Genomic DNA, 22435 nt, shown 5'->3' on the forward strand with positions numbered 1-22435 from the left:
TCCGACTGCTCAGTGGTGGCCAGGGGCTCCTAGCCGGAACGGAGGGCTGTGTCCGCCCCGTGGCACTAGGCTCCGCCCATGGCCGAGCCTTTCGTCAGTGCCGATGACCTCGATCATCCGGCGTGCGGTATCTGCCCGTCGAAGCGGCTTCCCCGGTGCGGTTTTGTGGTCTACGACCGACCGACCGGAGATTGCCCATTCAACCCGGCGGACGGGTACCGCTACGCGCCGGACGGAACACCGGCTTGCGTTCACTCCCACAAGGTGGGCCTTGAGCCCGACCGGATCGCGCCGCCCCCGGTCCCGTTGGAGCCGGAGGCGGCGGATCCCATGGCTAAGCGGCGACGCCGAACTGGATGGCTACCCTTTTCCCGCGCTCGGTGATGCCGATCCCGGCGTACACCTTGTCCAGCACTTTCCGGCGCCGTTCGGTCTCCTCACGGCCGATCCAGAACCGTTCGTTGACCGGCCCGAAAGCCTGCCGGTAACACTGGTGGGTGTAGTCGCCGTAGTCTCGTCGCCGTCCATGAGGTCGTAGACGGCTGACTTGATGGCCATCGTGCGGATGGTCTCCTTGAACAGCTGCGGGGCGTCTCCTACCGCGTCGTAGTCGGGGATGATCGGGTACCCGTAGAAGTCGTCCCAGTCGCTCGAATACTGCGCGCAGGTCCGCCACAGACGCTCGAACTCCTGGTCGGCCTCCATGGTCGACAGGATTTCGCGGGCCCGCTCCGCCACCCTCTCAGGCGCGGGGCGGGTGAGTGTGGTTGCCACTGCACTCTCCTTCTCGATTGCGAGCCTTGGTGACCCGCACGGCTGCCTTGTCCTTCCGCTCGTGGCATCCGGGCGGGGGTTCATGCGCAGGCGCCCTCTCGAAGCGGTACGAAGATGTCATCCACCCACCTCCCCGAGCCCGTAGCCCCGGCGGTCTCGACCTGAGAGCGCATTCGGCGAGAACGTGGTCCATGCGGGCCCCGCACGGGGTGTCAGCCCCGGTTCGGGAAGGGCGGGCCGGGGGGGCAGGCCGGCGAACGAGCCCCCGGCGGGTCACCCCGATCGCCGTGGGGTAGGTCACGGCCATGGCATCTGAATCCGTTCGGGAACAGACAGGCCGCGCCGCCCCCGGCCTCCAGGGAACCGACCGCGACGGCTCCCGCGACAGCGCCCCCGGCAGAGCGGCGCCCGAGAACCCCGCCGCACCCGGCATATCCGCCGCACCCGGCACGCCCCCTTACACCGGCGACCCGCTCCGTCTCCCCCGCCGCCCGCTCGTGCCCGTCGCCCCCGGTCCCGAGGCCGTCGAGCTGACCGGTCCCGTCTTCGGCCCGGCCGACGTCGATCCGCTGGACGCCGATCTGACCCGGCAGCACCCCGGGGACCCGCTGGGCGAGCGCATCACCGTCGCCGGGCGGATCCTGGACCGCCGGGGCCGCCCCGTGCGCGGCCAGCTGGTGGAGCTCTGGCAGGCCAACGCCGCGGGCCGCTACGCCAACCGGCTCGACCAGCGCTCCGCGCCCCTCGACCCGAACTTCACCGGCGCGGGCCGCTGCCTCACCGACGACGAGGGCCGCTACCACTTCACCACCATCCGCCCCGGCGCCTACCCCTGGCCCGGCCGCCACAACGCCTGGCGCCCCGCCCACCTGCACTTCTCCTTCTTCGGCACCGCCTTCACCCAGCGCCTCGTCACCCAGATGTACTTCCCCGGCGACCCGCTCCTGCCGTACGACTCGATCTGGCACTCCGCCGGCGACGAGGCCACCCGCGCCCGGCTCGTGGCCGCCTACGACCCCGCCCTGAGCGTCTCCGGCTCGTCCCTCGGCTACCGCTGGGACGTCGTCCTGGACGGGCCCGCCGCCACCTGGGCAGAGGAGGGCCGCTGAATGACCCCGCCCCTCACCCCCGCCGCGCCCGCGCCGAACAGCACCCCGGCGCAGACCGTCGGCCCCTTCCACGGCCACGCCCTGCCCTTCGCCGACGGCGGCGCCCCGGCGCCCTCCGGACACCCGCGCACCGTCACCGTCCACGGAACGGTCCTCGACGGCGCGGGCGCCCCCGTCCCCCACGCCCTGCTGGAGTTCTGGCAGACGGGCCCGGACGGCTCGGCCCCCGCCGTCCCCGGCAGCCTGCGCCGCGACGGCCTCGGCTTCACCGGCTTCGCCCGCGTCACCACCGGCCGCGACGGCCACTACCTCTTACGCACCCTCCCGCCGGGCGGGGCGCCCTACCTCGCGGTGTGCCTCTTCGCCCGCGGCCTGCCCCACCACCTCTTCACCCGCCTCTACTTCACCCTGCCCACCCACGACCCGCTGCTCGCCGCCCTGCCCGCCGACCGCCGGCCGACCCTGCTCGCCACCCCGGACCCCGGCCACCACCGCGCCTACCGCTTCGACATCCGGCTCCAGGGCGACCGCGAGACCGTCTTCCTCGACTTCACCGAGCCCCCTTCCCGCCCCGACGCCGGCCACGGAGACGTCTGATGCGCACGACCGTCGGCATCGTCGGGGCCGGACCCGCCGGCCTGCTGCTCGCCCGTCTGCTCCACCTCGCCGGCGTCGACTGCGTCGTCCTGGAGGCCCGCGACCGCGCCTACGCCGAGGCCCGGCAGCGCGCCGGGATGCTGGAGCAGAGCACCGTCGACGTCCTGCGCGCCTGCGGGGCGGGCGACCGGTTGGACCGCGAGGGCCTCTTCCACGACGGCATCGAGATCCGCTTCGACGGCCGGGCCCACCGGATCGACCTGGCGGCGCACACCGGCGGCCGGCAGGCGACGATCTACGCCCAGACCGAGATCGTCAAGGACCTCGTGGCGCTCCGGCTGAAGGACGGCCAGCCCCTGCTGTTCGAGGCCCGGGCCGTCGCCGTCGAACGGGCGGACACCGCGCGGCCCGCCGTCCGCTACGTCCACGACGGCGCCGAGCACCTGCTGGAGTGCGACTACGTGGCGGGCTGCGACGGCTCGTACGGCGTGACCCGGCGGGCCCTGCCCGCCGACCGCACCCGTGTGTACGAGCACACGTACCCGTACTCCTGGCTGGGCGTCCTCGCCGACGTGCCGCCCACCCACCACGAACTGGTCTACGCCGCGCACGAACGGGGCTTCGCGCTCTACAGCATGCGCACCCCCGCCGTCTCCCGGCTCTACCTCCAGGTGCCCGCCGGCACCGACCCGGCCGACTGGCCGGACGAGCGGATCTGGGACGAGCTGGCGGCCCGCTACACCGCCGGTGACGGCCCGCCGCTGCGCCGCGGCCCGATCACGGCCAGGAGCCTCACACCCATGCGCACCCGGGTGACCGAGCCGATGCGCCACGGCCGGGTGCTGCTGGCCGGGGACGCGGCGCACATCGTGCCGCCGACCGGCGCCAAGGGCCTCAACGGCGCGGTGGCGGACGCCGTGACGCTGGCGGAGGCGCTCGCCCTGTGGCACCGGACCGGCACGGAGCGGCTCATAGACGCCTACTCGGACACTTGTCTGCACCGCGTCCGGCAGGCCGTGCGCTTCTCCCGCGACCTCACCGACCTGCTGCACACCCGGCCGGACCGGGACGAGTCCGCCGACCGGTCGCGGACGGCCCGGCTGCGCCGGCTCCTCGGCTCGCCGGGCACGGTCGCCGCCCTGGCCCACGAGTACACCGGCCTGTGGTCCCCGTGGTGTCCTGCCGCGCCCACCGGGGACGGAGGTGGCTAGCCTGGCCGTTCGACCGGCGAAAGGGACGTAGGCCATGACGGCACAGCGGCTGGTGGTCATCGGGGGCGACGCGGCGGGGATGTCCGCGGCCTCCCGGGCCCGCAGGCTCAGGAAGCCCGGCGAACTGGAGATCACCGCCTTCGAGCGCGGCCGGTACAGCTCGTACTCGGCGTGCGGCATCCCCTACTGGGCCGGTGGCGAGGTCGACGGTCCGGGCGCGCTGATCGCCCGTACCCCCGAGGAGCACCGCGAGCGCGGCATCGACCTGCGGACGCGCACCGAGGTCACCGAGCTGGACGTGGACGGCGGGCGGGTCCTCGCCCGCGACCTGGAGACCGGCACGGAGCGCTGGCACGGCTACGACCACCTGGTGATCGCCACCGGCGCCCGGCCCGTCCGGCCGTCGCTGCCCGGCATCGACGCGCGCGGCGTCCACGGGGTGCAGACCCTGGACGACGGGCAGGCGCTCATCGACGGGCTGGAGCGCGCCCCGGGCCGCCGGGCCGTGATCGTCGGCGCCGGGTACATCGGCGTGGAGATGGCCGAGGCGCTGGTCCGGCGCGGCTACGCGGTGACGGTCGTCGAGCGCGCCGCGCAGCCGATGTCGACGCTCGACCCGGACATGGGCGCGCTGGTCCGCGACGCGATGTGCGGGATGGGCATCGAGGTGGTGACGGGCGCGGCGGTCATCGAGGTCCGCACCGGCGCCGGCGGCGAGGTCACCGCGGTCGTCACGGACGCGGCCGAGTACCCGGCGGACGTGGTCGTGCTCGGCCTGGGCGTGCGTCCGGAGACGGCGCTGGCCCGCGCCGCCGGGCTGCCGGTGGGCGAGTCGGGCGGGCTGCTGACGGACCTGGCCATGCGGGTGCGCGGCCACGGGAACATCTGGGCCGGTGGCGACTGTGTGGAGGTCCTGGACCTCGTCTCCGGCCGGACCCGGCACATCGCCCTGGGCACGCACGCCAACAAGCACGGCCAGGTGATCGGCTCCAACGTAGGCGGCGGCTACGCCACCTTCCCCGGTGTGGTCGGCACGGCCGTCAGCAAGGTCTGCGACCTGGAGATCGGCCGCACCGGCCTGCTGGAGGAGCAGGCCACGGCGGCGGGCCTGCGGTTCGTCTCGGCGACGACGGAGTCGACGAGCCGCGCCGGCTACTACCCGGGGGCCCGCCCGATGACGGTCAAGATGCTCGCCGAACGCCGTACGGGCCGTCTCCTCGGCGTCCAGATCGTCGGGGGCGAGGGCGCGGCGAAGCGGGTGGACGTGGCGGCGGTCGCGCTGACGGCCCGGATGACGGTGGAGCAGCTGACGGCCCTGGACCTGGGCTACGCGCCGCCGTTCTCCCCGGTGTGGGACCCGGTGCTGATGGCGGCCCGCCGGGCGGCCGCCGCGGTGGCCGCGGACGCCGGGGGCTGAGCCGCCGGGCGCCCGCCCCGCGGGGTGGCGGCGGATCTGGTGAGGCCCCGCGATCGGGGGGATGTCGCGGGGCCTCACCGGGAGAACGGGCCGCCGAACGGGTTGGTTCCCCCGCTTCTGCGGCAATATGGCGGGAGGGGGTGGTGGGCGTGCGGGACCGTCCGGACGGCAAGAGGAGTGCGAACGGTAAGAGTTACGACCCGGAGAGGCTCTTCCTGCCGCCCGACGACGACCTCGCGCCCAACCGGCCGGGGGAGACGCTGCGGGCCCGGCTCGACGCCTCGGGGACCGGCCGCCTCGGCCTGGTGTGCGCCCGGCTCCTCGGCCGGCGGCCCGTGGAGGACGTCTGGCGGCGGGCGCTGGAGGCCGAGCAGCGGGTGGGCGCCGACCTGGAGGAGCTGACGGGCGGCGGCTGGGAGGTGGTGCACTCCATCGTCCTGCCGGGCGACGCGGTCATCCCGCATCTGCTGATCGGCCCCGGGGGCGTCTTCGGCATAGCCGCGCTGCCCGGCCGCCGGGCGCGGGTCCACGTCGGCGAGACGCTCGTCCGGCTCTCCCGGGAGCGGCAGCCGTGGCCGTACGTCCGCCAGGTCCGGCACGACACCACGCGCGCCTCGATGGTGCTGTCGCGGGGGTGCGGCTTCCTCGTCCGGGTGCGGCCGGTCCTGGTGCTCGTGGGGGCCGAGAGCGTGGAGGTGGCACCGGCGCTGGAGGATGTGCGGGTGCTGCGCGACACGGAGGTGGCGGAGCTCGGCGCCGCGGCCGGGGAGCTCCACCCGCAGCGCGCCGACCGCGTCCACACCGTGGCCCGCAACCGCAGGGTCTGGCTCTGGGCCTGAAGGGGACGGGGCGGGTGCCTCAGAGGAGCGGCTGCCGGGGCGCGGGGAAGGCGCCGACGAGCAGGGCCCGCAGCAGCTCCTCGTCCGTGGCGGGCAGCTCGGCGACGAACCGCGCCAGCACGACCTCCCGGTCGGGCACACCGTCGAGGATCTTGCGCATCCGGCGGGCGGCCAGGCCCGCCTCGTCGGTCACCGGGGCGTAGGCGTACGCGCGGCCGCGCGGGGTGCGGGTGAGCACCTCCTTGCCGTGCAGCCGGGACAGGATCGTCACCACCGTGCTGTACGTCAGCTCGCCCGCCAGCCGGGCCTGGACCTCGCGGGGCGTGAGCGGGCCCTCGGCCCGCTGGAGCGCGGCGAGCACCTCGCCCTCCAGAGCGCCGTTCGCGCGGCGGCGGCCGTGGCGCGGCAGGACGGCGGCGGGGGTGGCGGTTTCCATGTCGTGCGATGATCCTTCTGCATTTACAGGTGTGTAGAAACGATACGGTACCCGAACAGACCTCTTGATCCGGATTCCACGGACATCCGGCATGCCCTGGGCCGCTCCCCAGGCCGTAGGGTCGAGTCGTGTTCGAACGTCGAAAAGGGGCGCACGCCCGGAACCACGCCGCTCCGGCCCGCGGGAACCACACCGATCCGGCCCGCCGGAACCACGCCGCCGCTCCGGCCCGCCGGAGACGCGCCGCGCCCAGGAAGCGCGCCGCCGCCTCCAGGAAACGCGCCGTGCCCTGGACGCGCAGACTCCGCCCCGCCTACCCCCGGCCGGGCCGGCGGGGCTTCCGGCGCTGGGTGCCCTCGTGGCGCCAGACGCTGGGCTCCGTCCTCACGGCCGGCGGTCTGCTGACCGCCCTCGTCGCGATCATGTACGTCCGGACCGAGATACCCGCCGACCTCAACGCCTTCGCCACCCAGCAGGACAACGTCTACTACTGGGCCGACGGCACCGAGATGGCCCGTACCGGCGAGGTCAACCGCCAGGACCTCGACATCCGCAAGGTCCCCGAGAAGGTCCGCTGGGCGGCGCTGGCCGCCGAGAACGAGACCTTCTACTCCGACAGCGGCATCTCGGTCAGCGGCATGACGCGCGCCGTCACCAGGATGGTCACCGGCGGCAGCACCCAGGGCGGCTCCACGATCACCCAGCAGTACGTGAAGAACGCCTACCTCAACCAGGACCAGACGTTCAGCCGCAAGTTCACCGAGATGTTCATCGCCATCAAGCTGGACAACCAGATGAGCAAGGACGAGATCCTGGAGGGCTACCTCAACACCAGCTGGTACGGGCGCGGCACCTACGGCATCCAGCGCGCCTCCCACGCCTACTACGGCAAGGACGTCTCGCAGCTCAACGCCAGCGAGGGCGCCTTCCTGGCCGCGCTGCTCAAGGGCGCCGGCCTGTTCGACCCCTCGCTCGGTCCGAACAACCACGAGCGTGCCGTGGAGCGCTGGAACTGGATCCTCGACCGGATGGTCACCATCGGCAAGCTCTCCAAGGAGGAGCGGGCCGGCTACACCACCTTCCCCGAGCCCCAGGCCCCGCCGAAGCCGGCCGGGCTGACCGGGCAGACCGGCTATCTGGTGGACACCGCCCGCGCCTATGTGAGCGCCCACACCGAGGTCTCCGACCACGACTTCGACCTCGGCGGCTACCAGATCCGCACCACCTTCGAGAAGCCCCGCATGGACGCGCTGACCAAGGCCGTCGCCGAGGCGAGCGGCCGCCTGGACGCGGAGAAGCGCGACGCCGACAAGGACGTCCGCATCGGCGCCGCATCGGTCACCACCGACGGGCGCGTCGTCGCCCTGTACGGCGGCCCGGGCTACCTCAAGCAGGGCTTCAACGACGCCAACTCCTCCGTCGTCCCCGCGGGCACCTCCTTCACGCCCTTCGTCTACGCGGCCGCCCTGCGCGAAGGCGTCCTGAAGGAGCGCGGCAAGCCCCGCACCCCGGTCTCGCCGGCCACCGTCTACAACGGGGACGACAAGATCTCGCTGCTCACCCCCGAGGGCCCGTACTGGTCCCGCTCCGGCAAGATCGTCAAGGCGGTCAACGACGGCGGGAAGTCCTGGGGCAGGATCACCTTGAAGGAAGCGGTCGCCCAGTCCGTCAACACCCCGATGATGCAGCTCGGCATGGACGTCGGTCTGGACCAGGTGGGCGACACGGCCGTGGCCGCGGGCCTGCTGAAGAACAGCCTCGGCCAGAAGCTGCCCGGCTTCTCACTGGGCACCGCGACCCCCAGCGCCATCCGCATGGCCGGGGCGTACGGCACCTTCGCCGCCGGTGGCCTGCACAGCGAGCCGTACTCCGTGGACAAGCTGAGCCGCAACGGCAACCCCGTCCCCGTGGAGAAGCCCGCGGCCGAGCGGGTCCTGCCCGCGAAGGTCGCGGGCGCGGTGGACGACGCCCTGCGCGAGGCCGTGCTGCGCGGCAGCGCGACCACGGCGAAGGCGGCCGGGGCCGGCGCCGCGGGGAAGACCGGGACCGCGCAGGACAACAAGTCGGCGTGGTTCGCGGGCTACCGCGACAAGGTCTCGACCGCCGTCTCGCTCTCCCGCATCGACCCGAAGTCGCAGGAGCTCCAGCCGCTGGACGGCCTGGCCGGGGCCGCGAAGGGCACCCTGGGCAGCACGATCCCGATCGACATCTGGACGAAGTACATGACGGCCCGGACGGGCTGACCGGAAGAGGTGACGGGCGGGGGTACGGCGCCGTACCCCCGCCCGTCACCTCTTCCGCCCCGTCACCTCTTCTTGATCACTTCTTCTTGACGAAGGTGGACCAGTCCGGGGACTGGGCCGGGTCCAGGCCGCGCAGCTTCGTCAGCACCTTCGGGTCCTGCTCGTCCAGCCAGTCCGCGAGCTGCTTGAAGGACACGCAGCGCACGCCGTCCCGCTTGCACACCGACTTCATGACGTCCTCGACGGCCTTCATATAGATGCCACCGTTCCAGTCCTCGAAGTGGTTTCCGATGAACAGCGGCGCCCGGCTGCCGTTGTAGACGCGCTCGAAGCCGTTCAGATAGCCGTCCCGCGTCAGCTTCCGCCACTCCGCGTACTTCTTCGGGTCGCCCTTGGTGTTGTCACCGGACTGGTTGTAGAGGAAGTTGAAGTCCATCGACAGGACCTGCTTCTCGCTCTTCGGGTACGGCAGCAGCTGGAGCGGGAAATTCCAGACGCCGTTGATCTGGGACGGCCAGATCTGGAAGTCGCCGGGCGAGCTCGCGTCGTACCGCCAGCCGTAGGACTTCGCCACCGGTATCAGGTTCTTCTGCCCCTCCAGGCACGGGGCGCGCCCGCCGGCCAGCTCCTTCTTGTAGTCGAAGGGCAGCGGCGGCAGGTCCGTGTAACCGGTGTTCGTCTTCCAGTTCTGCACGAAGGAATAGGACTGCTCGATCTCGCTCTTCCACTCCGCCGTGCTCCAGTCGCCGCCGCCCTTGGCGCCGCAGAAGTGGCCGTTGAAGTGGGTGCCGATCTCGTTGCCGTCCAGCCAGGCGCCGCGCACCTGCTGGAGGGTGTCCCTGATGTGCGGGTCCGTCGCGTAGGAGATCGCCGATTCGCCGGGCTTGTGCTGCGGAGGCTTGTACAGCGACGCCTTCGACTTCGGTAGCAGATAGGTGCCGGTGAGGAAGAACGTCATCTGGGCGTTGTTCTGCTTGGCGGCCTGACGGAAATACGAGAAGAGGTGGTCGTCGCCCTCCAGCGCGCCGTCCCAGGAGAAGACCACGAACTGCGGCGGCTTCTCACCCGGCTTCAGCCTCTCCGGCTTGGGCTGCTTGGGCTGGGGGCCGGTGTACGACGTCGAACCGTCACCGATCACCCGGACCTTGCCGTCCCACTTCTCCTCGGGCTTCTTGCTCGGTGTCGGTTCCTCGTCGGGCTCGGTCTCGGGAGCGTTCTTCGCCTTGCCCTTGGGCTGCGCGGACGCCGAGGGCTCGCCCTTGGCGTCGTTCCCCTTGCCGTCGTCGCAGGCGGTCAGCCCGAGCCCGAGGGCGGCCACGGCGCCCACGGTGACCAGAGCCGTCGCGCCGCGTACGGTCCTTTTCGACAACTTCTTACCCCCTGGCGCCAAAACAGATGTTCTGGCGCCAGTATCACAGGTCGTACTGTCGGACCCGTAGCGCCGGGTGGTCCGCGACCACCGTGCACGAGCCCGGGGCGATCTCGGTGAAGCCCGCGTCCCGCACCACCGGCAGCCCGCTCGTCGTCAGCCCGGCCCAGCGCTCCGGATCGGCCGTCCGCACCGCCAGCGCGAAACCGGACTCCCGCCAGGCCCGCCGGGCCGCGTCGTCCAGCCCCCACCACGCGAGCTGCGCGCCGTGCCCCGCCTGGGCCATGGTCTTGCCGGCCGACATCTCCAGCTCCGGGTTGAGCCACAGCACCGGGCCCGCGGCGGCGGCGAGCGGGGCCGGCGGCTCCGGGTCGTCCAGGTCCGTGCCCGACACCTGGAGCTTCACCAGCTCCTTGGGCCAGCCGTCGAGCGGTACGGGCGGGAAGACCCGTACCTCGGCCCGCTCGCCCGTGACCGTGATGCCCGGCAGCGCCGACGCCTTGCGCCACTCCGCGCCCCGCGCCCGCCGCACCACCTTCCGGATCCGGGCGTCCTGCCAGTCCCGCACGGCCGCCGCCCACTCGCCGTCCACGCCGTCGCCGCCGGTGGCCGCGCGCGCGTCGGACAGCAGCGTGAGCACCGCGCGGGCCGCCGTCTCCAGGGCGTCCGTACGAGCCGGCGGGGCGTCCTTCTCGATCCTGACCACGAGCGGCAGCACGAACTGCGGCGCCTCGTCGCGGGGGTCCTCCGGGGGAGCGGCGTCGCCGGTGGCGGGACCGCCGGTCTCGGGGCGGGTCTCGGGGCGGGTTCCGCTGGTCGCGGGGCGGGTCTCGGGGCCGGTCTCGGGGCGGGTGTCAGGGCTGGTCACGCCCCCAGTCTGCCAGCCGTCAGATGAACGGACCGTCTCGCCCGTTACTGTGGGCGCATGAGACTCAGGGGGGTCGGACGCCGGTACGGGCTGCGCGGGCCGTGGGTGCTGCGCGACGTCGATCTCGACCTGCCACGGGGCGCCCTGCTCCGTGTCGAGGGCGCCAACGGCAGCGGCAAGTCCACCCTGCTGCGCCTGCTCGCGGGCATCGACACCCCGACGGCCGGCCGGATCACCGGCCGCCCGCGCACAGCGTACGTCCCCGAACGGTTCCCGGCCGCCCTGCCGTTCACCGCCGCCGGCTACCTCACCCACCTCGGCCGCGTCCACGGCCTCGGCCGGGCGGCCGCCGCGCGGGGCGCCGAGGAGTGGCTGGAGCGCTTCGGCGCCGGGCGGCACGCCCGTACGTCCCTGTCCGAGCTGTCCAAGGGCACCAGCCAGAAGGTCGCCGTGGCCCAGGCCCTCCTCGCCGACCCGGAACTGCTCGTCCTCGACGAGGCGTGGACCGGCCTGGACCGCGACTCGCGCACCCTCCTCGACGACGCGGTCACCGGCCGCGTGGCCGCCGGGGGCACGGTCGTCTTCGTCGACCACGACCCGCGCCGGCTCGCCGCGTCCCTGCGGGGCGCAGCCGACGCCGTCCACCGCGTGGCGGGAGGCCGCCTGACGACGGAGCGGGCCGTGGACGCGGCCGGGGCTTCCACCGGGGCGGGGCCGGGGGGACCGGCCGATGCCGGTTCGCGAGGCTTGGCGGAGGCCGACCCACGGGACCCACGGGTCCTGGCCGAGTTCGCCGGCCCGAGGGTCCTGATCGAGGCCCAGGGCCCGGCCGGGGCCCCGCTGCCCGAGGGCCTGCCCGGCGCCCCCGCCCTCGTGCCCGCGGATTCCCCCGTTCCGCCCGGCACCGTGCGGCTGACGGTCGTGGCCGCCCACTCGGACGCCTTGCTACGAGCCCTCCTCACGGCCCGGCCCGCCTGGCACGTCCACGCGGTGAGGCCCGTAGACCCGCCGCCGGCGAGTTCCGCGGGATCGCCGTCGCCGACGACCGAATCGCCGCCCGCGTGACGCACGCCGACCCGCCGCCCTCACGGTGTCTACCGGCCACCGTCCCTGCGGTGCCTGACGGTTCGCTGCCCGTGTGATGCCCGCCGGGCCGCCGCTCCCGTGACGCCCGCCGATCCGGACGTCCCGGTGAACGCCCCGCCGGTCCACCGACCCCTGTGACGGTCACCGGCTTCCCGCGCCCGTGACAACCGTCCGCTTCCCCACCCCCTGCCCGCCGCCCGACCGCCGCCGAGAAGAGCCGCCCGATGACCGCACTCCTCCGCTACCAGGCCGCCTTGCTGTGGCGCTCGCACCGCTGGCTGCCGCCGCTGATGCTCTACGGCATCCTCATGGTCATCGGGGTCCAGCACGGGGAACCGGTCCTGGACTCCTTCGGCTACGCCGCCGGGGTACTGCTGCCCGTGGCGGCCTGGCTGGTCCGGGTGTGCGTCACCAACGAGCCGCCCGCCGCCCGCGACTGCGCCGCCGCCGCGGCCGGTCCCGGCCGGGTGCACCTCGCCGGGATCCTCACCGCGCTGGGCGCCTCCACGGCGCTCGCCGCCACGGGGACCGCCGTCGTCGCCGCGATCGGCGACCCGCGCAGCGCCGACCACCAGGTCCCGGTGGACCTCTGGCCCGCCACCGCGGCCGGTCTGGCGGCGGCCGTCGCCTGCGCCCTGCTCGGCACGGCCGTCGGCGCCCTGTGCAACCGGCCGGTGCTGCGCAGCACCGCCTGGGCGGTGCCGTCGACCGGGTTCGCCGCGATCCTGGTCCTCTTCGCCGGAGGCTCACCCGCGCGCGCCGCCGTGACCGGCCTCGTCACCGGCTCCCGCAGCGGGACGGTGCCGTTCTCGCCGCTTCCCCTGGCCGGAGCCCTGGCGCTGACGGCGGCGGCGGTCGCCGGGGCGTGCGCGCTCGCCGGGCGACGGGCGTGAGGAGGGAACGGGCGATGGGCGACGATGGAGGGACGCGCGGACGGACGGAGGAAGACATGGAGCGTACGGGCACGGAACGGACGGACGGGAGCCCTGCCGCCCCAGTGGCCCCTGCCGCCCCCGCGGCCTTCGCGGACTGCGTGCACTGCGGCGAGCCCACGGAGTACCCGGCCGAGCGGCCGGGCGTCACGCTCTGCCCTGTCTGCGAGTGGCAGGAGGCGCAGCGCACGGCCTGCTCGGGCTGACGGGAGCGGGAGCGCGCCGGATTCCGATCCCGGCCCGGCTCCGGCTCCGGTTTCGGCTCGGACCGGTGCGGACCGGCCCGTTCCGGTGGTCCGCGAACGCCCCGGCCGCCCGTGGCTCAGGTCCCGGCGATCAGATCCGAGACCCGTACGAACTCGTAGCCCCGCGCCCTCAGCTCGGGCACGATCCGCCGCACCGCCTCCTCCGTGGTGGGCGCCGCGCTGCGCGTGCAGTGCATCACCACGACCGAACCGGGCTTGACCTGCGCCAGCACCTGGTCCGCCACCGGCCCCGCCTTCTTGGCGAAGGCGTCACCGCTGACGACGTCCCACTGCACGGCCGTCACCTTCGCGGGCGCGACGGCGCGCAGCGCGGCTTCGTCGTAACACCCGCCGGGGAAGCGGAAGTACGGGACCGCGTGCCGCACCCCTGCCGTACGGAAGGCCGCGGACGCGCGTTCCACGTCGGCCCGGGCGCCGCCGCGCGGGACGACCGGGAGCCCGTAACAGGGGGTGGAGAAGGCGTGGTGGCTGTAGGAGTGGTTGGCGACCTCGAAGAGGGCGTCACCGCCGATGGACCGGGCCTGGTCCGGGTACTGCTCGGCCCACCGGCCGGTCATGAAGACCGTGGCGGGCACCTTGAGCCTCCGCAGCGTCGTGATCAGTTCGGGGTTGTCGAACCGCTCGCCGCGCGCGGCCCGCGGGCCCTGGTCCGAGGTCATGTCGGCGTCGAAGGTCAGGGCGACGCGTTTCGCACCGCCGCGCTTCCCGTGGAAGAACACGGAGGCCCGGCCGTCGGACCCCACGGGAAGGGTGGGCGCGGCGGACGCCTCGGGCGAGGCGGCGGGGGTGGGAGGCGCGGCCGTCGGAGAGGCCGGGGCGGCCGGCGTGCCCGCGGCGGCGGAGGACTTCCCGGAACCACCGCCGCCGCAGGCGGCCAGGCTCCCGCAGAGGGCGAGAGCGGCGAACGATCGGACGATACGAGTCGGCGAGTGCACCGCAGCACCTTATGTCCGCCGGACGGCACCGTCAGGGGGGTAGGGGAAAGCCCCCGCCGTACCCTCTACTCCACCACCAGCGACTTCGCGTCCCGCGCCAGCGCCGTCAGCCGCGAAATCGCCCGGAAGTACTTCTTCCGGTAGCCGCCGTTCAGCATTTCCTCGCTGAACAGCTCGTCGAACGGCCGCCCGGAAGCCAGCACCGGCACCTCCCGGTCGTACAGCCGGTCCGCGAGGACGACCAGCCGCAGCGCCGTGGACTGGTCGCCGACCGGCTCCACGCCCGTCAGGCACACGGCCCGCACGGGGTCGCACATGGCGCCGTAGCGGCTCGGGTGGACCTTGGAGAGGTGGTCGAGGAGGGACGGGAAGTCGTCCAGGGAGGCGCCGGCGGTCGCGTACGCCGTACGGGTGACGGTGTCGTCGTCGAACGGCACCGGGGCCTGCGGCAGGCCCCGGTGCCGGTAGTCCTCGCCGTCTATGCGCAGCGGGCGGAAGTGCGCGGACAGGCCCTGTATCTCGCGCAGGAAGTCGGCCGCCGCGAAGCGGCCCTCGCCGAGCTTGCCCGGCAGCGTGTTGGAGGTGGCGGCCAGTGCCACGCCCGCCTCGACGAGCTTGCCCAGCAGGGACGAGACGAGGACGGTGTCGCCCGGGTCGTCCAGCTCGAACTCGTCTATGCACAGCAGCCGGTGGTCGCTGAGGGTGCGGACGGTCTGCTGGAAGCCCAGCGCGCCGACCAGGTTCGTCAGCTCCACGAAAGTGCCGAACGCCTTGTGCTCGGGCGCCGCGGGGGTGGCGTGCCAGAGGGAGGCCAGCAGGTGGGTCTTGCCGACGCCGTAGCCGCCGTCGAGGTAGACGCCGCGCGGGCCGGCGGCGGGCTTCGCCTCGCGCCGGAACCAGCGCTTGCGGCCGGTGCCGCTCGCGCTCGCGCCGCCGAGACCGGCCGCGAAGCCGCCGAGCACCTGGACGGCCTCGGCCTGGCTGGGCTGCTTGGCGTCCGGTATGTAGTTGTCGAAGCGCACCGAGTCGAAGCGCGGCGGCGGCACCATCTCGGCGACCAGACGGTCGGCGGGTACGTGCGGGGCGCGCGAGGTGAGCGCGATCGGGGAGCCGGTGGCCGACCCGGCTATCGGGTCGGCGGCGCCGGTGGTACCCGGGGCGCCTGAGGCGGATGCGGTGGAGGACGACACAGCTCTCCAGCCTAGTCGCTGTCCGCCGGGCTCCGGGCCCGGGAACAGCGAGGCATGTCACACTGCGGCCTATGCGACGCCTGTTCCCCCACCCGCTCACCCCGTCCGACATCGAAGACCGCACCTGGGACCTGGCCGAACTGGCCGAGGCCTACGCGTACCCCGAGGCTCCCGTCACGCCCGGGGCGCCCGGCGGGCAGGGGGTGGGCGGGGGAGGGCCCCGGAAGGCGTGGCTGCGCGCCAACATGGTCTCCTCGCTCGACGGCGCCGCCCACCACGACGGGCGTTCCCAGCCGCTGTCCTCGAAGGCCGACATGCGGATCTTCGGCACCCTGCGGGGCCTCGCGGACGCCGTGGTGGTGGGCGCCGAGACCGTACGGAAGGAGGGGTACCGGCCCGCGCGGGCACGGGAGGCCTTCGCGGCGCGGCGGGCGGCGCTCGGGCAGGGCCCCGCGCCGGCGATCGCGGTCGTGAGCGCCGGTCTCGACCTGGACTTCTCGCTTCCGCTGTTCACCGCGCCGCTGGTGCCCACGCTCGTCCTCACCGGCGCGGACGCGCCCGCGGACCGGGTCCGCGCGGCCCGCGAGGCCGGTGCCGAGGTGGTCGTGGCGGGCGAGGGGCGGCGGGTCGACGCCGCGCGGGTGCCCGGCGTGCTGGCCGAGCGGGGGCTGACCCGGCTGCTGACGGAGGGCGGGCCGAGGCTCCTCGGCCAGTTCGTGGCCGCGGGCGCGCTGGACGAGCTGTGTCTGTCGCTGGCCCCGGTGACGGTCTCCGGTACGGCGGACCGGATCGTGAGCGGCCCGCCCGTCGCGGTGCCGGAACGATTCACCCTGGCCTCGGTCATAGAAGAATCGGGTTTCCTCTTCACCCGGTACCACCAGATCTGACAATCGGCGGAATTTCCTCTTCCGGTTACCCGCCGATGGGCAGAATTGAGTCGAACGCGCCCCGAGGGGCACGTGATCAAAACAGGCGGGCCCAGGGGGGCACGCGCAGGATGGTTTCTGTTGGGCCGGTGGCCCACGAAGGAGAAGGGCTTCCACCGTGTTCACGAGCGTATTGATGATCGAGCAACCTCTGTCCGCCTCGGACGTCGACTTCGTCACCACCCTTCACGACGACACGATGTCCTTCATCGTCCTCATGCAGCCGAGAGGTGCCGAGGACCGGCTGCTGCGCGCCATCGACGACGTCGCCCTCGGCGAGCTGGAGCAGGCGGTCCACGAGGCCGACGAGCCCGAGGGCGAGCAGGCCCGCCGCCCGGCGGCCCTCGCCCTCGAGCACTCGCTGCGCTCCCTCCGGGACGCCGGCTGCGAGGCCGTCGGCCAGCTGATCGAGGGGCACCCGCTCGACCTGCTGCGGTCGGTCGTCGACCAGACCCACGCCGACGAAGTGATCGTGCTGACCGCCCCGCACCTGGTCGAGGAGTTCTTCCACCGCGACTGGGCCTCCCGGGCGCGGCACAAGGTCGGCGTGCCGGTGCTGAAGCTCTACGCCCACAACGACGAGGAGTGACCCCGGCGGGAAGCACGCGGGCGGGTGGCGGTCACGCCTCCGCCAGCCGGCCGTCCCGCATCACCAGCACCCGGTCGGCCCGGCCGAGCAGCGCCCGGTCGTGCGTGACCAGCACCGTCGCGGTGCGGTGCCGGCGCGTCACGTCGGCCAGCAGTTCCACCACCCGCTCGCCGCGCTCGTGATCCAGCGCCGAGGTCGGCTCGTCCACCAGCAGGACGGCCGGGCCGCCGAACAGCGCGCGGGCGATGTTCACGCGCTGCCGCTCGCCACCGGACAACCGGTGCGGGCGGCGGCGCCGCTTCGCCGCGTCCAGGCCCACCGACTCCAGCAGCTCGCCCGCCCGGCCCCGGGCCTCGCGCACCCGCCCGCCCCGCAGGTGTGTCACGGCCAGCAGCTGCTCCTCGGCCGTCAGCGACGGCAGCAGGTTGGCCTGCTGGAAGACGATGCCGATCCGCTCGCGGCGCAGCGCCGTGCGCTCCCGGTCGGTCATCCGCGCCGTGTCCCGGCCCGCGACGGTGACCCGGCCCGCGCCGGGCCGCAGCAGGGTCGCCGCGACGGCGAGGAGGCTCGACTTCCCGGAACCGGACGGCCCGGCGACGGCCACCAGCTCGCCGGGGGCCACGGCCAGGGACACCGCGTCCAGGGCCGTCAGCGGGCGGTCGCCGTCCGGATAAGTGAGGGTGACGTCCTCCAGGGTGAGGGCGGCGCCGGACCGCGGCTCCTGGGAAGAGGGGACATTCCTGGTCATCGGTTGGCTCCCAGCGCCGTCAGCGGATCCACGGACGTGATGCGGCGCACGGCGAGCGCGGAGCCGGCCAGCCCCAGCAGCACCATCGCCGCCACGGGTACGGCCACCGTGGCCGCCCCCAGTTCGAAGGGGACCGCCGCCGAGGCCAGCGCCCCGCCGGCCGCGCCCGCCGCGGCGCCCAGGCCCGCACCGGCCACCAGGACCACCGCCGCCTGCCCGAGCGCGTCCCGCACCAGATAGCCGCCGCTCGCCCCCACGGCCTTGAGCACCGCCACCTCCGGGCGCCGCTGCACCGTCCACACCGTGAAGAAGGCGCCCACCACCAGCGCGCTCACCACGAACAGGAAGCCCTGCACGAGCCGGAGCGTGCCGTGCTCGGCCGCGTAGCCGTCGATCCCGTCGAGCGCCTCGGCGACCGGCACCGCCGTCGTCGTCCGCGCGGCGTCCCCCGAGGGGCCGCCCCGGCCCGTGACCGCGAGCGCGGTCGGCCCGGCCTGGTGGCTCACGCGCTGCCACGTGGCGAGCGTCGTCCACACGCTCGGCGCGTGCCCGTGACTCCGGTCCGCGGTGATCCCCGAGACGGTCAGTGCCTCGGCGCCGAGCGTGACCCGGTCGCCCACCCGGATCCCCGCCTCGCGGGCGACCCGCTCGCCGACCGCCAGCCCGCCGTCCCCGGGCGCCCCACCCGTCACGAGCGGGGGCCGCAGCCGCCCGGACGTGCCGAACGCGCTCACCGACTCCGCCTTGCCGCCCGCCGTCAGCCGCGTCATCGCCACGCCCAGCGGCTCGGCCTCCCGGACCCCGGGCGCCGTGCGCCAGGCCCGTACCTGCCCGGCGTCGAGGGTGCTGTTCGAGAACGACACCTCCGGCTCGGCCCCGGCGGGCGCGCCGAAGACCACGCGGTCGGCGGGCAGGCGTGCGACGGCCGACGTGGCCTCGCGGGCCAGCCCGTCCGTCAGGCCGTAGAGGAAGACGACCAGGGTGGTGATGAGCGCGACGACCGTGGCCATGAGGGCGAACCGCCCCCGGGCGAAACGGATGTCACGGAGCGCGACGAACAAGGACCCCTCCCGGGTTCTGATCAGGACCCCTCCACGGTGCCGCGCGCGGGCCGCGCCGCCATCAGGGCAAGGACTGGTCCGTACCCGGTCCGTCCGGTGCACCCGAAAATCAATCGAACGGTTGAGGGGCTTCCGGAGGGGCCCGACGCCCGGGAGCCGTACGCTCGATGGGGTGACCCCGACCCCCGCTCCCCACGCGACGGCACCGCGCGCCCGCGCGCGTGTCCTCCTCGCGCGCTCCCGCCCGCGGCGACGCGCCGGTGCGGCCGCCGCCGAGGCGCCGTCGCTGCGGCTGGTCCGCCTCGCGCTGCACGGTGCGTTCTACGCCCTGCTCGCCCTCGCCCTCGGCCCCTCCCTCCTCGGGAAGCCCCCGGCCGTCCCGGCCCTCGGCCTCCTGCTCGCCGCCGCCTACGGCGCGGGCGTCGTGCGCCGCACCGCCCGCCCCGGCCTGTGGCTGACCGGCGTCACCGCGCTGTGGCTCGCGCTCCTCGCCCTGGACCACGGCTTCAGCTACGTCGCCTTCCCGCTGTTCTTCCACTTCCTGCACGCCCTGCCGGTGCGCTGGTCGCTGCCCGCCGTCGCCGCGAGCACCGCCGCCGTCGTGGCCGCCCAGGCCACCGCGCCCGGCGGGCTCACCGCGGCCAAGGTCATCGGACCGGTCGCCGGGGCCGTCGTCGCCGTCCTGACCGCCTACGGCTACGCCGCCCTCTACCGCGAGAGCGCCCGCCGCCAGAGCCTCATCGACGACCTCGTCCGCACCCGGGACGAGCTCTCCGCCGCCCAGCGGGAGGCAGGCCGGCTCGCCGAACGGCAGCGCCTCGCCCGCGAGATCCACGACACCCTCGCCCAGGGCTTCTCCAGCATCGTCCTGCTCGCCCGCGCCGCCGAGAACGCCGACCCCGCGACGGCCCGCGCCCACATGCGCGAGGCCGGCCGGACCGCCGCCGACAACCTCGCCGAGGCCCGCCGCTTCGTCCGGGCCCTCACCCCGCCCGCCCTGGAGGACACCCCGCTGCCCGAGGCCCTGCGCCGCGTTACCGCCCGCACCGCCCCCACGGCCGCCTTCCGCCTCGACGGCGAGCCCCGCGCCCTCCCCGTCGAGACCGAGGTGGCCCTGCTCCGCCTCACCCAGGAGGCGCTGGCCAACGTCACCCGCCACGCCCGCGCCGAGCACGCCGCCGTCACCCTCTCCTACCTCGACGGAGAGGTCACCCTCGACATCTACGACGACGGCGTCGGCTTCACCCCCGGCCGGGGCCCCGCCGACGGCCGCCGCACCTTCGGCCTGCACGGCATGCGCGAGCGCATCGCCGAGCTCGGCGGCACCCTGACCGTCGAGTCCGCCCCCGGCGAGGGCACCGCGGTCGCCGCCACCGTGCCCGTACGCACCGCCGCCCCCTCCCCGGCCGGACCCGGTGCCGCCGACACCCCGGAGGCCGCGTGATCAGGGTCCTGCTCGTCGACGACCACCCCGTCGTCCGGCGCGGGCTGCGCGCCATGGTCGACGACCTGCCCGACGTCGAGGCCGTCGGCGACGCGGCGGACGGCGCCGAGGCGCTGCGCCTGCTCCAGGACGGCGTACGGCCCGACGTGGTCCTGATGGACCTCCAGATGGGCGCCGGCATGCACGGCGTCGAGGCCACCCGCCGGATCACCGCCCTGCCCGACCCGCCCGCCGTGCTGATCCTCACCACCTACAGCACCGACGCCGACATCCTCGCCGCGGTCGAGGCCGGTGCCACGGGCTACCTCCTCAAGGACGCGCCGCCCGAGGACGTCGCCACGGCCGTCCACGCGGCGGCCCGGGGCGAGACGGTGCTGGCCCCGCCCGTCGCCGCCCGCCTGCTGGGCCGGGTGCGGGCCGGCCGCCCGACGCTGTCGCCCCGCGAGGCCGAGATCCTGGGCCTGCTCGCCGAGGGCCTGGCGAACAAGCAGATCTCCCGCCGCCTGTTCATCAGCGAGGCGACCGTGAAGACCCACCTCGTGCACCTCTACGGCAAGCTCGGCGTCGACAGCCGCACGGCGGCCATCGCGGCGGGGCTGGCGGCGGGGCTGATCCGGGCGGTGTGAGGCGGCGGGGCGGAGTCCCCCGCGGGGCCCCGGAGACCGCTGACCGTCCCACGCGCCGACAGAGCCGGGCCGGGCGGCCGCGGAAGGGGAACGCGGGGGAGAGCGGAACAGCTCCACCCCCGTCACCCCCTGTACGCCCGCGTGGCAGGGTTTCCGCCCAGGGCCCCGCCCGCGCTCGCCGACCGCCGGACAGCGCGGCCCCGACGGCTGCCGGCCGGTCCCGGTGGCGGCGCCGAAACACCCGTACGAGGTGATACCGGGCGCCCGTGGATCAGGTCGGCGGCGGCGGGTGCAACAATCGGGGGCGCTAAGCCGTATCCACCTTTGCCGACCCCAGGGAGCACCGCACATGGCACCGGCCGTCCCCACGACGATGGACCGACCTCACTTCATCGGCATCGGCGGAGCCGGCATGTCGGGCATCGCGAAGATCCTCGCGCAGCGCGGCGCGGCCGTCGCCGGCAGCGACGCCAAGGACTCCGCGACCGCCGAGGCCCTGCGCGCCCTGGGCGCGACCGTGCACATCGGCCACGCCGCCGAGCACCTGGCCGAGGACGCCACCTGCGTCGTCGTCTCCAGCGCCATCCGCGCCGACAACCCCGAGCTCGCGGCCGCCGCCGAGCGCGGCATCCCCGTCGTGCACCGCTCGGACGCCCTCGCCCGCCTGATGGACGGCCTGCGCCCGATCGCCGTCGCCGGCACCCACGGCAAGACGACCACGACCTCCATGCTCGCGGTCTCCCTCGACGCCCTCGGCCTCGACCCCTCGTACGCCATCGGCGGTGACCTCGGCGCCCCCGGCTCCAACGCCCTGCACGGCGGCGGCGAGATCTTCGTGGCGGAGGCGGACGAGAGCGACCGCAGCTTCCACAAGTACGCGCCCGAGGTCGCGATCATCCTCAACGTGGAGCTGGACCACCACGCGAACTACGCGTCGATGGACGAGATCTACGAGTCGTTCGACACCTTCGTCGGCCGGATCCGCCCCGGCGGCACGCTCGTCGTCTCCGCCGACCAGGCGGGCGCCCGCGAACTGACCGAGCGGGTCTCGGGCCGCTACGACATCGAGGTCGTCACCTACGGCACCGCCGAGGACGCCGACGTCCGCGTCCTCAAGATCAACCCGCGCGGCCTGACCAGCGAGGTCACGGTCCTGCTCGGCGGCAAGATGCTGACCTTCACCGTCTCCGTGCCCGGCAGCCACTACGCGCACAACGCCGTGGCGGCCCTCGCCGCGGGCGTCGCGCTCGGCATCCCGGTCCACAACCTCGCCTCGGCGCTCGGCAAGTACACCGGCGTCAAGCGCCGCCTCCAGCTCAAGGGCGAGGCCAAGGGCGTCCAGGTCATCGACTCGTACGCCCACCACCCGACCGAGATGACCGCCGACCTGGAGGCCATCCGCGGTGCGGTCGACGCCGGCTCGCGCATCCTCGTCGTCTTCCAGCCGCACCTCTTCAGCCGCACCCAGGAGCTGGGCACCGAGATGGGCCAGGCCCTCGCGCTGGCCGACGCCTCCGTGGTCCTGGACATCTACCCGGCCCGCGAGGACCCGATCCCCGGCATCACCAGCGAGCTGATCATCGACGCCGCGCGGACCACGGGCGCCGATGTGCGCCCCGAGCACGACATGGCGGCGATCCCGGACGTCGTCGCGGGAATGGCCCGCCCCGGCGATCTCGTTCTGACCATGGGCGCGGGTGACGTCACGGACCTCGGTCCGAAGATCCTGGCCCGCCTGGAAAGCTGACACCGGCAGCACGAACGTAAGG

Annotated in this window: 22 protein-coding genes; 14 read left to right on the forward strand and 8 right to left on the reverse strand. The window is 74.3% G+C overall.

Annotated features, from left to right (window positions below; translation table 11 throughout):
* Positions 1 to 360: 360 nt before the first annotated feature.
* Positions 361 to 774 carry a hypothetical protein gene (locus tag LUZ64_RS17520; protein WP_095581953.1) on the reverse strand — a complete coding sequence of 138 codons (414 nt, stop codon included), beginning with the start codon at positions 772 to 774 and terminating at the stop codon, positions 361 to 363.
* Between the two features lie 305 nt (positions 775 to 1079).
* Here LUZ64_RS17520 and pcaH point away from each other — a divergent pair, with 305 nt between their 5' ends.
* From pcaH to LUZ64_RS17545, 5 genes are all read left to right on the forward strand, one after another.
* Positions 1080 to 1883, forward strand: a complete 804-nt coding sequence (pcaH, locus tag LUZ64_RS17525) for a protocatechuate 3,4-dioxygenase subunit beta (RefSeq protein WP_095581952.1) — start codon at positions 1080 to 1082, stop codon at positions 1881 to 1883.
* Positions 1884 to 2480 (forward strand): protocatechuate 3,4-dioxygenase subunit alpha, encoded by a 597-nt coding sequence (gene pcaG, locus LUZ64_RS17530; RefSeq protein WP_232389812.1) that lies wholly within the window; start codon positions 1884 to 1886, stop codon positions 2478 to 2480.
* On the forward strand, positions 2480 to 3691 hold the full coding sequence (locus LUZ64_RS17535; protein ID WP_095579652.1) for a 4-hydroxybenzoate 3-monooxygenase: 1212 nt from the start codon (positions 2480 to 2482) through the stop codon (positions 3689 to 3691). Before pcaG ends, LUZ64_RS17535 begins: the two co-directional genes overlap by 1 nt.
* Before the next feature lie 34 nt (positions 3692 to 3725).
* Positions 3726 to 5108, forward strand: a complete 1383-nt coding sequence (locus tag LUZ64_RS17540) for an FAD-dependent oxidoreductase (RefSeq protein ID WP_095579653.1) — start codon at positions 3726 to 3728, stop codon at positions 5106 to 5108.
* A gap of 149 nt (positions 5109 to 5257) precedes the next feature.
* A complete protein-coding gene (locus LUZ64_RS17545; protein WP_143593042.1) occupies positions 5258 to 5947 on the forward strand; it encodes a nuclease-related domain-containing protein in 690 nt (229 codons plus the stop codon).
* Between the two features lie 19 nt (positions 5948 to 5966).
* On the opposite strand, the gene LUZ64_RS17550 is transcribed toward LUZ64_RS17545, so the two are convergent.
* Positions 5967 to 6383: a BlaI/MecI/CopY family transcriptional regulator gene (locus LUZ64_RS17550; protein WP_095579655.1), complete on the reverse strand. Its 417-nt coding sequence runs from the start codon at positions 6381 to 6383 to the stop codon at positions 5967 to 5969.
* A 128-nt stretch (positions 6384 to 6511) separates the two neighbouring features.
* Between LUZ64_RS17550 and LUZ64_RS17555 the strand changes: the two genes are divergently transcribed.
* Positions 6512 to 8626, forward strand: a complete 2115-nt coding sequence (locus tag LUZ64_RS17555) for a transglycosylase domain-containing protein (protein WP_372471944.1) — start codon at positions 6512 to 6514, stop codon at positions 8624 to 8626.
* 76 nt (positions 8627 to 8702) lie between these two features.
* Here LUZ64_RS17555 and LUZ64_RS17560 read toward each other — a convergent pair whose 3' ends face one another.
* Both LUZ64_RS17560 and LUZ64_RS17565 read right to left on the reverse strand, forming a co-directional pair.
* Complete coding sequence (locus LUZ64_RS17560) at positions 8703 to 9995, reverse strand: polysaccharide deacetylase family protein (RefSeq protein ID WP_095579657.1); 1293 nt, start codon at positions 9993 to 9995, stop codon at positions 8703 to 8705.
* Between the two features lie 43 nt (positions 9996 to 10038).
* Positions 10039 to 10713, reverse strand: coding sequence for a peptidyl-tRNA hydrolase (locus LUZ64_RS17565; protein ID WP_233447258.1), 675 nt, complete (start codon positions 10711 to 10713; stop codon positions 10039 to 10041).
* Positions 10714 to 10920: 207 nt separating this feature from the next.
* On the opposite strand from LUZ64_RS17565, the gene LUZ64_RS17570 reads away from it, so the two are divergent.
* From LUZ64_RS17570 to LUZ64_RS17580, 3 genes are all read left to right on the forward strand, one after another.
* Entirely contained in the window at positions 10921 to 11928 is a 1008-nt protein-coding gene (locus tag LUZ64_RS17570; RefSeq protein ID WP_095584798.1) for an ABC transporter ATP-binding protein, read from the forward strand.
* A 245-nt stretch (positions 11929 to 12173) separates the two neighbouring features.
* On the forward strand, positions 12174 to 12842 hold the full coding sequence (locus tag LUZ64_RS17575; RefSeq protein WP_095584797.1) for an ABC transporter: 669 nt from the start codon (positions 12174 to 12176) through the stop codon (positions 12840 to 12842).
* Positions 12843 to 12898: 56 nt separating this feature from the next.
* Positions 12899 to 13087 carry a hypothetical protein gene (locus LUZ64_RS17580; RefSeq protein WP_095584801.1) on the forward strand — a complete coding sequence of 63 codons (189 nt, stop codon included), beginning with the start codon at positions 12899 to 12901 and terminating at the stop codon, positions 13085 to 13087.
* Positions 13088 to 13203: 116 nt separating this feature from the next.
* Here the strand turns inward: LUZ64_RS17580 and LUZ64_RS17585 are convergent, their stop codons facing one another.
* Together LUZ64_RS17585 and zapE are read right to left on the reverse strand one after the other, a co-directional pair.
* Positions 13204 to 14082, reverse strand: a complete 879-nt coding sequence (locus LUZ64_RS17585) for a polysaccharide deacetylase family protein (protein ID WP_372471943.1) — start codon at positions 14080 to 14082, stop codon at positions 13204 to 13206.
* A gap of 65 nt (positions 14083 to 14147) precedes the next feature.
* Positions 14148 to 15272, reverse strand: a complete 1125-nt coding sequence (zapE, locus tag LUZ64_RS17590; protein ID WP_095584796.1) for a cell division protein ZapE — start codon at positions 15270 to 15272, stop codon at positions 14148 to 14150.
* Positions 15273 to 15343: 71 nt separating this feature from the next.
* Here zapE and LUZ64_RS17595 point away from each other — a divergent pair, with 71 nt between their 5' ends.
* Positions 15344 to 16159, forward strand: coding sequence for a pyrimidine reductase family protein (locus LUZ64_RS17595; protein ID WP_095584795.1), 816 nt, complete (start codon positions 15344 to 15346; stop codon positions 16157 to 16159).
* Between the two features lie 157 nt (positions 16160 to 16316).
* Entirely contained in the window at positions 16317 to 16787 is a 471-nt protein-coding gene (locus LUZ64_RS17600) for an indole-3-glycerol phosphate synthase (protein WP_095584794.1), read from the forward strand.
* 31 nt (positions 16788 to 16818) lie between these two features.
* Here the strand turns inward: LUZ64_RS17600 and LUZ64_RS17605 are convergent, their stop codons facing one another.
* Both LUZ64_RS17605 and LUZ64_RS17610 read right to left on the reverse strand, forming a co-directional pair.
* Positions 16819 to 17535 (reverse strand): ABC transporter ATP-binding protein, encoded by a 717-nt coding sequence (locus LUZ64_RS17605; protein WP_095584793.1) that lies wholly within the window; start codon positions 17533 to 17535, stop codon positions 16819 to 16821.
* Positions 17532 to 18596 (reverse strand): ABC transporter permease, encoded by a 1065-nt coding sequence (locus LUZ64_RS17610; RefSeq protein WP_095584792.1) that lies wholly within the window; start codon positions 18594 to 18596, stop codon positions 17532 to 17534. The genes LUZ64_RS17605 and LUZ64_RS17610 overlap by 4 nt, the downstream gene beginning before the upstream one ends.
* A 172-nt stretch (positions 18597 to 18768) precedes the next feature.
* Here LUZ64_RS17610 and LUZ64_RS17615 point away from each other — a divergent pair, with 172 nt between their 5' ends.
* The 3 genes from LUZ64_RS17615 to murC all read left to right on the forward strand — a co-directional run bounded on the left by LUZ64_RS17615 (position 18769) and on the right by murC (position 22413).
* Positions 18769 to 20040, forward strand: coding sequence for a sensor histidine kinase (locus tag LUZ64_RS17615; protein WP_308251408.1), 1272 nt, complete (start codon positions 18769 to 18771; stop codon positions 20038 to 20040).
* Positions 20037 to 20666 (forward strand): response regulator, encoded by a 630-nt coding sequence (locus LUZ64_RS17620; RefSeq protein ID WP_095585156.1) that lies wholly within the window; start codon positions 20037 to 20039, stop codon positions 20664 to 20666. The genes LUZ64_RS17615 and LUZ64_RS17620 overlap by 4 nt, the downstream gene beginning before the upstream one ends.
* 349 nt (positions 20667 to 21015) lie before the next feature.
* Complete coding sequence (gene murC, locus LUZ64_RS17625) at positions 21016 to 22413, forward strand: UDP-N-acetylmuramate--L-alanine ligase (RefSeq protein ID WP_095585157.1); 1398 nt, start codon at positions 21016 to 21018, stop codon at positions 22411 to 22413.
* Positions 22414 to 22435 lie beyond the last annotated feature (22 nt).

Source organism: Streptomyces albireticuli (genome assembly GCF_021228125.1).
Classification (GTDB): domain Bacteria; phylum Actinomycetota; class Actinomycetes; order Streptomycetales; family Streptomycetaceae; genus Streptomyces; species Streptomyces albireticuli.